Origin of the sequence: Blautia intestinihominis (genome assembly GCF_040096655.1) — a bacterium.
In the GTDB taxonomy this organism is placed as follows: Bacteria; Bacillota; Clostridia; order Lachnospirales; family Lachnospiraceae; genus Blautia_A; species Blautia_A intestinihominis.
In genome coordinates, this window is the sequence record NZ_JBBMEI010000008.1 from 51009 (window position 1) to 64305 (window position 13297).

Sequence of the window (13297 nt, forward strand, 5' to 3'; positions counted from 1 at the left end):
TTTGGGAAGAGAAACTTTTGCAGTTTCTCTTCCTGCTTCATTATCAGAATATATAAATTTATTTATAAGAGAGGAATTCACCAAATGAGTGAAAAACAAAACAAAGCAGTTCTGGATAAGGGATTGCTGGACAGGAAAGCTCTTGAACAGGGCTTGACGGAGGAGCAGGCGGCGCAGAGCAAACAGCAGTATGGAACCAACGCACTTGCCAAGAAAGAAACAGAGTCACTCTGGTCTATGTTCATCGGTGCTTTTGACGATATCTGGATCAAGGTTCTCTGTCTTGCACTGGTGCTTAAGGTTGTGCTTGCGATCCTTGGCGTGATCGTTCCGGCACTGGGCGGCGACAATGACGTTATTGAGATCATCAGTATCATACTTGCAATTGCACTTGCAACAGGATTCAGTACCTTATCTGAATACAGAAATACATCAAGAAGTGAGGCTTTGCAGGAAGAATACAACAAAACCTATGCAAAAGTATTCAGAAACGGCAAACTTGTCAAAGTGCTGACAAGTGACATCGTCAAAGGTGATACGATTCTGATCCAGGCAGGTGATAAAGTCCCGGTTGACGGACTTGTTTTCAAAGGCAATGTGAAAGTATCTCAGGCAGCTCTGAACGGAGAATCCCGTGATGAGTCCAAGTCCGCAGCAGATACTATGGAAGAAGCAGAATCTACAGATTATTCTTCTGCACATAAAGTATTTATGGGATCAGTCGTTACCAGCGGCGAGGCATATATGGTAGCAACCGTGATCGGTGATGCATCCGAACTTGGTAAGATCAACAAAGCCCTTACCGATGAAAACGAGGAAGAAGAGCGTAAAGATACTTCCAGCCTCAAACTTGAAGTTGTTGCCGGTGGGATCGGTAAACTTGGTGTTTCCGCAGCAGCAATCGCAGGTGTCCTGCAGGTTGTTCTTTCTATCATGCGTGCAGATGAAGCAATCACGCCAGTATTTGTGATCCTTCTGATCGCAGAGGCTGTTATGCTGATGGCCTCCATCGTTATCATGGCAGTACCGGAAGGTCTTCCGATGATGAACAGCCTGGTTCAGTCCATGAACACAGAATCTATGTATAAGAAAAACATCCTTGTAAGCCATAAGGCAGCTTTTTCTGATTCTGCTTACATGAACCTTCTGTTCAGTGATAAGACAGGAACCATTACCGAGGGAAATCTTTCACTGGTAGAGTTTGTCCTTGGAGACGGAAGAATCGTTGACCATGTCTCACATAATGATTTTCTGGAAGCGATCACTCTGAATAACCTTGCAAAAATCTCTGAAGGTAAAGCGATCGGAAGTAACAACATGGACCGTGCACTTCTGACCTATGCTATTTCGAAGGGTGCTCCGGATAAAGTTGATGCGTCCAAAGTAAAAGAGATCAGCGGATTTGATTCCGAGAAGAAATGTGCAACCGTAGAACTGAATGATGGCACTGTTTACTGGAAAGGTGCAACAGAGAACATCATCAATGACGTGACACATTATATGACAGAAGATGGCAGCATCGCAGAATTTACATCTGCAGAGAAAGCCAAAGTGGAAGAGCAGATGGTCGCACAGGCGAAGAGAACTATGAAACTTCTCTCCGTAGTGAAGATCATCGGTTCCCAGAAGATCCTTCTTGCAGTCCTTTCTCTGCGAGATAACGTAAGAAAAGATGCGATCGAAACAGTTGAAGTCCTGAACCGTGCCGGAATCCAGGTAGTCATGGTTACCGGTGATGCCGAAGAGACCGCCGTTGCGATCGCAAAAGAAGCCGGAATCCTCAAAGATGAAAAGACAGAAGTTGTTCTTACTCATGATGAACTGGAACAGCTTTCTGATGATGAGCTTAAGAAAAAACTTCCGAATCTTCGTGTTGTCAGCCGTGCGAAACCTCTGGACAAGAAACGCCTTGTCACAGTTGCACAGCAGCTTGATGATGTCTGTGGTATGACCGGAGACGGTGTCAATGATGCACCTGCTTTGAAACAGGCGGATATCGGATTTGCAATGGGAGATGGAACCGCAGTTGCACAGGAAGCAGGCGATGTTGTCATCCTGAATAACAGTTTGACTTCTATCAAAGACTGTGTACTGAACAGTAGAACGATGGCAAAATCCGTCGGCAAATTCCTGATCTTCCAGTTAACTGTAAATATCAGTACCCTGTTGATGAACATTCTGGCACCGATCCTTGGCTGGACAGAGCCATTCTCTATCGTACAGATCCTGTGGATCAACCTGATCATGGATACACTGGCAGCTATGGCATTCGGCGGTGAGCCGATCCTGAACCGTTACATGAACGAGCAGCCGGCAAAGAGAAGCGACAATATCCTGACAGGATATATCAAATCTGCAATTGGTGTAAGTTCGATATTTATCACTCTGGGATCTATCCTGATTCTGGAAAATGTCGGCGGAATCACAACAGCAGTTATGCCGGCAGGATGTTCAAATCCGGATCTGTATGAGAAGACCTTTATGTTTGCATTCTTTATTTATGCGATTATCTTTAACAGTCTGAATACCAGATCTGAGAGATTTAACCTGTTTGAGCATATTGGAGAAAATAAGAGATTTATCCTTGTAATGGGTGCGATCTTTGTTCTTCAGACAGTCCTGATCCAGATCGGTGGAGAAGTCTTCAGCACAACTCCTCTGACACTGAAAGCACTGCTTGTTTCCATGGTTCTTGGAGTACTGATCATCCCTGTGGATATGGTACGAAAAGCGATCATGAGATCTAACAAATAAAAAGAGCTGATTTTGAAATATCCCCTGCTAAAGTGGCAGGGGATATTTTTTTAATCGATTGCAACGCGGATACCGCCGCTGCGTTCAGAAGGCTGAATGATAACAGTTACCGGAATTCCGCCATGCCATTCAAAGGAATAAGATTCGCCAGAAGCCTGTCCGATAAAGGTTTTCCAGTTGACATCTGTTGTGATGCGCGGGTCGCAGGCACCATTGCCCATCCAGCAGATCACAGCATCCGGATCGACAGAGATCGTATTGTGGGACTGTACATTGCTGAGTGCGATCGGGTTTCCGTCAGTGATGACCGCCACATAAGCTTCGCTTCCAGTTCCGGTAAGTGTGGTGGTAGCAAGACCTTTCTGGGACAAAACGCCGACACCGATGAAGCGGACGCTGTATTTGCAGTCCTGTGTAAATGCAAGCAGGTTTTCGGATTCGACAGAGATCGTTTCGCCCGGTTCCAGTTTATAGACCAGAACATGCTGTGCGCTTTCTGCGTAATAGGTTTCGGATGGACCGTTCATGGTGACTTTGGTAAGAGGAATGTTTTCACCGGTGACGCGGCGCATCAGGGAGCCGAGTGCTGCCTGGGCGAGACTTTTCTGCGGTCCGAGAAGGACTTTTTCGAAGCGGTAATTAGTGTTGCCGCTGCAGTCGCCTGCGATAAAAGCACCGGTCTTGGTGAAGATAACGTCGTTGCCTGTAGTAGTGACTTTGAGTGTCAGTTCGTTTATGGTTTCAAATTTGATCATAAGAGTATCCTCCCGTTAGTTTGTCTCAACGCCGTATAACTGGCAGAGCCCCGCCAGATCTCTGGCGACACCGTTTCCGATGGCGTTGAATTTCCATTCTGTATTATGTAAGTAAATCTCTCCGAGCATCATGGATGTGACATTGTCATAATAATCGGTCAGCATGAAACTGTAGATCTCCTGACCGGAATCCGGATCGAGAAGCCGGATATAGGCATCTTTGACCATGCTGAAATTTAGGTGCCGCTCCAGTGCCTCGTTGATCGTAAGGACAAAAACGATCTTCCGTATAGAAGTATTCAGTTTGAAAAAATCAATATCCGCATATTCACGGTCTGCCCTGGAGCCGTTTACATGCAGGGCAACACTTCCGTCGGGGCTCAGTGTCTGTCCGTAAAAAACAAACCAGTCATCGCCGGGAACCTTGCCTGAAGCATCCAGAAGATAAGCGGATAAATCGATATCACACTGAGGGTTAGAGACGTTCCAGCCAAGTGCAACACGCACCTTTGGAAACTGCCCGACTGTGCCGATACGGACTTTCTGGCCCTTCTGTATGACGTTACGAAGGACCGGGATATCGTGTTTCTGCGGAGCAGAGGATACCGAAGATACTGTCGGAGTTACAGGTGCTGGTTCTGGATGTCGATAAGCCTGCGTTCTTTTGGGATTTTCCTGTACATGGCCAGATAAAGTTTTCTTCAAATTTACAGAAAGAATATTTCCCCTGTGCAGAGCAGGCTGGATCTTTCGCTGGTTAAGTGTAAGAACGTTCCCGGCGGTATATGCCGATTCGATCTTTGTGGGAATTTGAAACATAGTTTACCTCCCCGTATTTTATTGATACTACATTGTTCACTGTTCTAATCATACCATGTTACACCATGAATTAAAATAAATCAGGTTAACATTTACTTTAACATTTACATTGATTTTTACTTATTTGGATCAAAACCCTTGAAAAAATGCAGAATTTACGTTACCATGAACTTAACTTCATAAAGGCAAAGCTGTGGTAACGCAGTGACGCAAAGCTATAGGGGCCGAGAACGAGCCAGCCAGTTGCAAGAACAGAGAATCCATCTGCTGTCTTGCTTTTTTTATGTAAAAAGCGAAGTCAGCAGTCGGGATTCGGTCAAATTTAATCAAATCAACGGCATACAGAAGGAGAGTGTAATGGCTCGAAAATACACAAAAGAAGAATTAAAAGAAAGACTTCAGCGTTCCATATATAAAGTAGTAGCAGAAGAAGGCATCGAAGGCGTTACCGTCCGTAAAGTATCAAAGGGATGCGGGCTTTCCGACCCGTATATTTATCAGTGTTACAAGGATCTGTTCGATCTGATGGATCCGGAGGTGATCGTGTCCAACATCATCGACAGCACCGTATCTGTAGCAGTCAAAATGCATCTTGGATATATGGACAAGACAGCTCTCAAGGCACGAACGATCTACAAAACAGTATTTGCATTATTGTTCCAGCTTCTGCATATTGATGTGTGGAACGGGGGAATATAAAAGCAGCGAGAGGCTGCTTTTTTGTACTTTTCCGGGTACATTTTTTGGACGTAAAAAAGTACAAAACCACAACATGTTGATAAAAAATATCAAGACACAGCTACAAATTGTATTAAATTAAAAGCATGCGCTAATCGATTGACAACGGCGTATTCCATAGTGTACACTAGCGGCGTGAACAAGGGAGTGTTCACTTGAAACTAATAAGATTCCGGTCTTATTTTTCTTTTGCAAGAAAAGTTAGACGGGACATACGCGGAATAAATCATATATTAGAGAGGTGCAAAATGAAAAACTTTTCACAGTGGGAAGGTTTCAAAGGAAACCGTTGGAAAGAAAAAATCGACGTCCGTAACTTTATCTCGATGAACTACACACCATATGACGGAGACGCTTCCTTCCTGGAAGAACCAACAGAAGCAACAAATAAACTGTGGGGAAAACTTCAGGAACTGCAGAAAGAAGAACGTGCCAAAGGCGGAGTTCTGGATATGGAAACAGAGGTTGTTACATCTCTGACAGCATATGGCCCGGGATACATCGACGAAGATCTTAAAGATCTTGAAACAGTTGTTGGTCTTCAGACTGACAAACCGCTGAAACGTGCATTTATGCCATACGGTGGAATCAAAATGGCAGAGCAGGCATGCGAAACTTACGGATACAAAGTAAGCGACAAGATCAAAGACGTATTCCACAACTATGAATTCAAAACACACAACCAGGGTGTATTTGATATCTACACACCAGAGATGAAATTAGCCCGTCACAGCAAGATCCTGACAGGTCTTCCGGATACTTACGGACGTGGACGTATCGTTGGTGACTACAGACGAGTTGCTCTGTATGGTATCGATGCTCTGATCGAAGGAAAACAGAAAGACTTCGCAGCATGCGACCGTCAGGGTATGAGACGTTATGACTTCCAGCTTCGTGAAGAGATCGCTGATCAGATCCGTGCTCTCAAAGGCATGAAGGTTATGGCTGAAGCATACGGATTTGATATTTCCGAGCCGGCTAAGAATGCAAGAGAAGCATTCCAGTGGCTGTACTTTGGATATCTGGCAGCAATCAAGACTCAGAACGGTGCTGCAATGAGTGTTGGACGTATTTCCACATTCCTTGATGTTTATATTGAAAGAGACCTTGAGAACGGAACTCTTACAGAGAAAGAAGCTCAGGAGCTTGTTGACCACATGGTAATGAAATTCCGTATGGTTAAATTTGCCCGTATTCCTTCTTACAACCAGCTGTTCTCCGGTGACCCGGTATGGGCAACTCTGGAAGTTGCAGGTATGGGACAGGACGGACGTTCCATGGTAACAAAGAACGACTTCCGTTTCCTGCATACACTGGAAAACATGGGACCGGCTCCGGAACCGAACCTTACAGTTCTGTATTCTTCAAGACTGCCTGAAAACTTCAAAAAATATACAGCTGACATCTCTGTACTGACAAGTTCTGTTCAGTATGAGAACGATGATGTTATGCGTCCGGTATGGGGTGATGACTACAGCATCTGCTGCTGTGTATCCGCTACTGAGACAGGTAAGGAAATGCAGTTCTTCGGAGCTCGTGCAAACCTTGCAAAATGCCTTCTTTACGCTATCAACGGTGGTGTTGATGAGAAGACAAAACAGCAGGTAGGACCGAACTATCAGCCGATTACTTCTGAGTATCTTGATTATGACGAAGTAGTTGCTAAATATGACAAGATGATGGACTGGCTGGCTCATCTGTATGTTGGAACACTGAACATGATCCACTACATGCATGACAAATACTACTATGAAGCAGCAGAGATGGCTCTGATCGATACAAAGGTTGACCGTTCTTTCGCAACTGGTATCGCAGGATTCTCTCACGTAGTAGACTCCCTGTCCGCTATCAAATATGCAAAAGTTAAAGCTGTTCGTGATGAAGACGGAATCACAACAGACTTCATCGTAGAAGGTGACTTCCCACGTTATGGTAACGATGATGACAGAGCAGATGAGATCGCAACAACACTGCTTTCTACATTCCTTGAGAAACTGAAACACATCCATACCTATCGTGATTCCAAACCTACTACTTCCATTCTTACCATTACATCCAACGTTGTTTATGGTAAAGCTACAGGATCTCTTCCGGATGGAAGAAAAGCAGGCGAACCGCTGGCACCTGGTGCCAACCCGTCCTATGGAGCAGAGCAGAACGGACTTCTTGCATCCCTCAACTCTGTTGCAAAACTGGACTATGAAGATGCTCTTGATGGTATCTCCAATACTCAGACCATCAACCCGGATGCTCTGGGACATACAGAAGAAGAACGTACAGAGAACCTTGTTCGTGTGCTTGACGGATACTTTGATCAGGGTGCTCATCACCTCAATGTTAACGTATTCGGTAAAGAAAAACTGATTGATGCTATGGAACATCCGGAAAAAGAAGAGTATGCAAACTTCACAATCCGTGTATCCGGATATGCCGTTAAATTCATCGACCTTACAAGAGAGCAGCAGCTGGATGTTATTGCCAGAACCTGCCACGACAGAATGTAATAATGAGTGAAGAAATCAAAGGATATGTCCATTCTCTGGAAAGCTTCGGATCAGTAGACGGACCGGGCGTCAGATATGTGATATTCCTGAGTGGATGTGCAATGCGCTGCCAGTTCTGCCATAATCCGGACACCTGGAAAATGGGAGAGGGGCAGCAGTACACCCCGTCTCAGCTTCTGAAACAGGCTCTTCGCTATAAGAATTACTGGGGTAACAAAGGCGGGATCACTGTGAGTGGAGGAGAACCTCTTCTTCAGATTGATTTCCTGATTGAATTTTTCCGTCAGGCAAAGGCCGCAGGAGTTCATACGACTCTTGATACCAGTGCCAATCCTTACACAGAAAAGGAACCTTTTTATTCCAAATGGCTGGAGCTTATGAAGTATACTGATCTTGTTCTTCTGGACATCAAGCAGATTGACGAAGAAGAACATATCAAGCTTACAGGACAGTCCAACAAAAATATTCTGGCAATGGCACGGAAATTGTCAGATATGGGAAAACCGATGTGGATCCGCCACGTACTGGTTCCGGGAGGCAGCGATAAAGATGAGTATCTCCACAGGCTTGCAGATTTTATCCATACTTTAAAAACAGTGGAGAGAGTCGAAGTGCTTCCGTACCATACACTTGGTGTATTTAAGTGGGAACAGCTAGGAATTCCTTATCCGCTGGAAGGTGTCAGACCACCTTCGAAGGAACGGATCGACAACGCCAGAGAAATTCTGGGAGCGATATAAACCGGTCAGAAGACTGGAAAAGAAAAAGATCTCAATGCCAGTTATGGCAGAGAGACATCAGACTGTAGATAAAGTCCATGGCAAATGCTGTGGACTTTTCTTTATGCATTCAGACATGTTCAAAACTTGAAAAATTTTCTTTTTTAATAATCATCGGGCATCGGTTTTGCATGATATATATTTTTCGATGCTGGAAGTTGCTATAAATATTTTTGTGACCGACATTAATGTCGGTCACAATGTTGAAACTTGAGAGGTGAAAAACTCAAAAAAATCATAAATCCTCAAGGTTGATTCCCTTCGGCCGTTCCATATGAGCAATTGTGATTTCATAGATATGTTCAGAATCACCGGTTTCCAGAGCATTCAGTATCGCCATATGTTCATTATAAGTATTTTCCATTCGTCCCTTATGAGAGAGAGAAAGTCTGGCGAGTGCTTTCATGCGGTACATAAAGGTGGAAAATATGGAAGAAAACTGTTCATTTTCAAGGTAAGTAATAATCTTGGTATGGAATTGAAAATCATATTCGCAGAATTCATCAATGGAATGGGTGGTATCCATGATCTCTTTCATATCGTCCATGATCATATGAAGTTCTTTGAACAATCTTCGTGCTTTTCGGCACTCAAAATCCTTACAGATCTGAATCGTGCAGTAGCTTTCCAATGCAGAGCGGACCTGAAAAGTTTCGTTGACATCCTGTTTGGTAAGCTGATGCAGCATAAATCCCTTGTTTGGGATAATATCAATATAGCCTTCCTGTGCCAGTCGATGGATCGCATCTCGAAATGGAGTTCGTGAGATGCCGATTTCTTTTGATAATTTTGTCTCAGAGTATATCTCGTGATAGGAAAGCTGATTTTCCAGAATTAACTTCTGAAGGTGCTTATAAGCCTGTTCATTTAAAGGTATCATACAAAAACTCCTTAAAAATCTAAAAATTTTCTGCAAAAAACGTGTATTTTTCTTGAAAATATCATACCTCAATCTAAAAAACAGGTCAATATAAAATAGAAAAAAGCCCTCAAAAATGCATTAAATTGTCAAAAATATAACAAAATAGAAACACGAAATTGGATAGTTTATACAAAAACAAAGGGTTAAAAATGTTGAAAAAGGAGAAAGAAAATTAGAGTATTGACCGGTATACCGGTATACGATATAATGAAGCCACAAACAAAGAAAACGAACAGAAAACAAAAGCAGTAAAAGATGAAACAGGATATCCAAAGCAACCAGAATAATTACAAATTTCAACAGATCAAAAAGGAGAATGCAAAATGAAAACAGGATTTATCGGACTTGGAATCATGGGAAGACCAATGGCAAAGAACTTATTAAAAGCAGGTAAAGAACTTCTTGTATCAGACCTCAACAAAGAAGCAGTAGCAGATGCAGTAAATGCAGGTGCACAGGAAGCGACTTATGCAGAGATCGGTGCACAGTGCGACAGAATCATCATCATGGTTCCGAGCGGCGCAATCTCAAAATCCATTCTGTTTGGAGAGAACGGAGTCGCATCTACTATTAAAGAAGGTGCAATCGTATGCGACATGAGTTCTGTAACCCCAGTTGAATCCAAAGAATGCTACGATGGACTTAAGGCAAAAGGAGTTGGTTTTCTGGATGCACCGGTATCTGGCGGAGAGCCTGGAGCAGTGAACGGAACACTGGCAATCATGGCAGGTGGAGATGCAGAGGACTTCGAAGCAATGCAGGAATATTTTGACATCCTTGGTTCATCTGCACTTCTGATCGGTGAATCTGGAAGCGGAAGCGTAACCAAACTGGCAAATCAGGTTATTGTAAACAACACGATCGCAGTTGTTTCTGAAGCATTTGTTCTTGCAGCCAAAGCAGGAGCTGATCCGAAGAAAGTATATGAGGCAATCCGTGGCGGACTTGCAGGAAGTGCAGTTCTGGATGCCAAGATCCCGATGATCATTGAGCGTAATTTCAAACCGGGCGGACCGATCAGAATCAACCATAAAGACATCAAGAATGTTGTAAATACTGCACATTCCATTGATGTACCGATTCCTTACACTGCACAGTTATATGAGATTCTGCAGACACTGAAGATCCATGGACATATGGAGGATGACCACGGCGGAATCGTACAGTATTTTGAGAAACTGGCAGGTATCGAAGTAAAGAAATTTGATTAAAACAGATTCAGGAGGGAATAACGATGGCATTAAATGCACAGGTTTTAAATTCTTATAAAAAAATCGACGAGGCATACATAGATACTCTTTTAAATAAAGAAATTGCCCGGAATCAGAAAAAGATCGTTGTTCTGGACGATGACCCGACAGGCGTTCAGACAGTTCATGATATCTCTGTCTATACAAACTGGGAAAAAGATACCATCCGTCAGGGGTTTGAAGAATCCAATAATCTGTTCTACATACTTACCAATTCCAGAGGATTTACGACTGAGCAGACAACAGAAGCACACAATGCGATTGCTGAAGTTGTAGATGAGGTTGCCAAGGAAACCGGCAGAGAATACATTTTTATCAGCCGAAGCGACTCCACTCTGCGCGGTCATTATCCACTGGAAACAGAACTTCTGAAAGCAAATTATGAGAAAAATACCGGCAAGACTATCGACGGAGAAATCCTTTGCCCATTCTTCAAGGAAGGCGGTCGTTTTACAATCGATGATGTTCACTATGTCAAATATGGTGAAGAACTGATTCCGGCAAATGAGACAGAGTTTGCAAAAGATAAGACTTTTGGTTACACTGCAGCAACCATGCCGGAATACGTGGAAGAAAAGACCAAAGGTGCATACAAAGCTTCTGATGTTACCTGTATTTCTCTTGAAGAGATCCACGATATGGATATCGACGGTATCCAGAAGAAACTTATGGAAGTCAGAAATTTCAACAAAATTATCGTGAATGCCGTTGATTATGCTGATGTAAAAGTATTCTGTGTAGCTCTCTATCGTGCAATGGCGGCTGGCAAGGTATTCATGTTCCGTACAGCAGCGGCAATCGTCAAGGTTATGGGTGGCGTTACAGATCAGCCTCTCCTTACCAGAGAAAAAATGGTAGTAAATGAGACAGAAAATGGTGGAATCATCGTGGTCGGTTCTCATACAGACAAGACAACCAGACAGGTAGGAGAACTTAAGAAACTGACAGATGTAGAATTTATTGAATTAGATGCAACCCTGGTAAAAGATGATGCAGCGTTTGAAGCAGAAGTACAGAGATGTCTCGACAAAGAAGAAGCATGCATCCGTGCCGGCAAAACAGTCTGCTGTTATACAACGAGAGCGCTGATCACAGCAGATACCGGGGACAAAGAAGATGAACTCAGACTTTCAGTGAAAATTTCCGATGCTGTTCAGTCTCTTGTTGGACGACTGAAAATCACACCAGGATTTGTTATTGCAAAAGGTGGAATCACATCCAGTGATGTCGGAACCAAAGCACTTGCAGTTAAGAAAGCAAATGTACTTGGACAGATCAAACCTGGAATCCCTGTATGGCAGACAGGAGAAGAGAGCAGATTTCCATTGACACCATATGTGATCTTTCCGGGAAATGTAGGTGAAGATACAACACTGCGTGAAGCAGTTGAAGTCCTGATTCAGAAATAAAAAGACGAGGTGACGGATATGGATATTACGATTACGACGATTGGTGCGCTTATCGGTCTGGCAGTTGCCATTATTCTTATTATTAAAAAAATAGAACCTGCATACAGCATGATTGCCGGTGCTTTTGTGGGTGGAGTGATCGGCGGGGCAGGACTGGAAGGAACCGTTTCCTGCATGATAACAGGAGCACAGAGCATTATGCCTGCGATTCTTCGAATCGTAACATCCGGAATTCTGGCAGGTGTACTGATTCAATCAGGTGCGGCAGTAAAGATCGCAGACCAGATCATCAAGATTTTTGGAGAAAAAAGAGCACTATTTTCTCTGGCACTTGCAACAATGATCCTGACAGCAGTTGGTGTATTTGGCGATGTAGCAGTTATCACGGTGGCACCGATAGCTATGGTTATAGGACAGAGAATCGGATGCAGCAATTTCATTCTTCTGGCAGCATTGATGGGTGGTGAAAAAGCCGGAATGGTCATTTCACCGAACCCGAATACTATTGCGGCGGCAGAAAACTTTGGTGTAGATCTTTCTGCACTGATGGCGGCAGGAATCATTCCTGCACTTGTCGGACTTGCGGGAACTGTTATAATCTGTACCCTTCTGGCAGGAAAAGGTCGTAAAGAAAATGGTGCACAGGAAGAGCAATCTATAAAAGTCAATACACAGCCGATGGGACTTCCATCTATCGGTTCTGCAATTATCGGACCTCTTGTAGCAGTTGTACTTCTGATGCTTCGACCAATCTGTGGCATAACGGTAGATCCGTTGATCGCTCTTCCGGCAGGCGCTATTGTTGGACTGCTCTGTATGAGAAAGATGAATCATTTCAGAGAATATATTACTTATGGACTTGGCAAAATGATGCCGGTAGCAATCCTTCTGATCGGAACCGGAACGATTTCCGGTATTGTAAAGACCTCCCAGTTCCAGACGGATATGACTATGGTTCTGAATGCAATGAACCTTCCGGCATTCCTTTTGGCTCCGATTTCAGGAATTGTAATGGCAGGAGCAACCGCTTCTTCCTCAGCAGGAGCGACGATCGCATCAGCTACTTTTTCTGAAACGATCACGCAGATCGTACCGGCATTATATGGAGCGGCTATGCTTCATGCAGGAACCATCGTTCTGGATTCCCTTCCACATGGATCTATCTTCCATGCATCCGCAGGAGCTATGGGAATGCCAATCAATGAGAGAATGAAACTTCTGCCGATTGATATTCTGGAAGGTTTGATCATTGTAGTGGCCTCCACGATTGTTTATGGAATCATCCTTTAAGAACATGTAATAAAAAAGATCTCAATGCCAGTTATGGCAGAGAGGTCTTTTTTTTACCCTTTTTTTGTTGTACAATA

The 13297-nt window shown here is 43.6% G+C and carries 10 protein-coding genes and 1 riboswitch; of the genes, 7 read left to right on the plus strand and 3 right to left on the minus strand.

The window, feature by feature from the left end; all coding sequences use genetic code 11:
• Positions 1-84 precede the first annotated feature (84 nt).
• Positions 85-2754 (plus strand): cation-translocating P-type ATPase, encoded by a 2670-nt coding sequence (locus WMO75_RS04205; RefSeq protein ID WP_303223326.1) that lies wholly within the window; start codon positions 85-87, stop codon positions 2752-2754.
• Between the two features lie 50 nt (positions 2755-2804).
• Here WMO75_RS04205 and WMO75_RS04210 read toward each other — a convergent pair whose 3' ends face one another.
• Entirely contained in the window at positions 2805-3509 is a 705-nt protein-coding gene (locus WMO75_RS04210; protein WP_118252689.1) for an AIM24 family protein, read from the minus strand.
• 15 nt (positions 3510-3524) lie between these two features.
• On the minus strand, positions 3525-4328 hold the full coding sequence (locus WMO75_RS04215; RefSeq protein ID WP_303223327.1) for a TerD family protein: 804 nt from the start codon (positions 4326-4328) through the stop codon (positions 3525-3527).
• A gap of 174 nt (positions 4329-4502) precedes the next feature.
• Positions 4503-4579, plus strand: a riboswitch (cyclic di-GMP riboswitch).
• Between the two features lie 106 nt (positions 4580-4685).
• Between WMO75_RS04215 and WMO75_RS04220 the strand changes: the two genes are divergently transcribed.
• From WMO75_RS04220 to pflA, 3 genes are all read left to right on the plus strand, one after another.
• The gene (locus WMO75_RS04220; protein WP_303223328.1) at positions 4686-5027 is read left to right on the plus strand and encodes a hypothetical protein; all 342 of its coding nucleotides are present in this window, start codon (positions 4686-4688) and stop codon (positions 5025-5027) included.
• A 287-nt stretch (positions 5028-5314) separates the two neighbouring features.
• Positions 5315-7570 carry a formate C-acetyltransferase gene (gene pflB, locus WMO75_RS04225; protein ID WP_118252686.1) on the plus strand — a complete coding sequence of 752 codons (2256 nt, stop codon included), beginning with the start codon at positions 5315-5317 and terminating at the stop codon, positions 7568-7570.
• 2 nt (positions 7571-7572) lie between these two features.
• Positions 7573-8310 (plus strand): pyruvate formate-lyase-activating protein, encoded by a 738-nt coding sequence (gene pflA, locus WMO75_RS04230; protein ID WP_118252685.1) that lies wholly within the window; start codon positions 7573-7575, stop codon positions 8308-8310.
• Positions 8311-8584: 274 nt separating this feature from the next.
• On the opposite strand, the gene WMO75_RS04235 is transcribed toward pflA, so the two are convergent.
• Positions 8585-9229 (minus strand): GntR family transcriptional regulator, encoded by a 645-nt coding sequence (locus WMO75_RS04235; protein WP_294661654.1) that lies wholly within the window; start codon positions 9227-9229, stop codon positions 8585-8587.
• A 365-nt stretch (positions 9230-9594) separates the two neighbouring features.
• Between WMO75_RS04235 and garR the strand changes: the two genes are divergently transcribed.
• The 3 genes from garR to WMO75_RS04250 are packed head-to-tail and all read left to right on the plus strand — an operon-like array spanning position 9595 to position 13220.
• Entirely contained in the window at positions 9595-10482 is an 888-nt protein-coding gene (gene garR / locus WMO75_RS04240) for a 2-hydroxy-3-oxopropionate reductase (RefSeq protein ID WP_349077671.1), read from the plus strand.
• A 23-nt stretch (positions 10483-10505) separates the two neighbouring features.
• Positions 10506-11930, plus strand: coding sequence for a four-carbon acid sugar kinase family protein (locus tag WMO75_RS04245; RefSeq protein ID WP_349077672.1), 1425 nt, complete (start codon positions 10506-10508; stop codon positions 11928-11930).
• A gap of 18 nt (positions 11931-11948) precedes the next feature.
• On the plus strand, positions 11949-13220 hold the full coding sequence (locus WMO75_RS04250; RefSeq protein ID WP_349077673.1) for a GntP family permease: 1272 nt from the start codon (positions 11949-11951) through the stop codon (positions 13218-13220).
• Positions 13221-13297 lie beyond the last annotated feature (77 nt).

Bases quoted from the DNA above. Each gene is read 5' to 3' on its own strand.
- WMO75_RS04205 (WP_303223326.1), top strand. From the start codon at position 85: ATGAGTGAAAAACAAAACAAAGCAGTTCTGGATAAGGGATTGCTGGAC.
- WMO75_RS04210 (WP_118252689.1), bottom strand. From the start codon at position 3,509: ATGATCAAATTTGAAACCATAAACGAACTGACACTCAAAGTCACTACT.
- WMO75_RS04215 (WP_303223327.1), bottom strand. From the start codon at position 4,328: ATGTTTCAAATTCCCACAAAGATCGAATCGGCATATACCGCCGGGAAC.
- WMO75_RS04220 (WP_303223328.1), top strand. From the start codon at position 4,686: ATGGCTCGAAAATACACAAAAGAAGAATTAAAAGAAAGACTTCAGCGT.
- pflB (WP_118252686.1), top strand. From the start codon at position 5,315: ATGAAAAACTTTTCACAGTGGGAAGGTTTCAAAGGAAACCGTTGGAAA.
- pflA (WP_118252685.1), top strand. From the start codon at position 7,573: ATGAGTGAAGAAATCAAAGGATATGTCCATTCTCTGGAAAGCTTCGGA.
- WMO75_RS04235 (WP_294661654.1), bottom strand. From the start codon at position 9,229: ATGATACCTTTAAATGAACAGGCTTATAAGCACCTTCAGAAGTTAATT.
- garR (WP_349077671.1), top strand. From the start codon at position 9,595: ATGAAAACAGGATTTATCGGACTTGGAATCATGGGAAGACCAATGGCA.
- WMO75_RS04245 (WP_349077672.1), top strand. From the start codon at position 10,506: ATGGCATTAAATGCACAGGTTTTAAATTCTTATAAAAAAATCGACGAG.
- WMO75_RS04250 (WP_349077673.1), top strand. From the start codon at position 11,949: ATGGATATTACGATTACGACGATTGGTGCGCTTATCGGTCTGGCAGTT.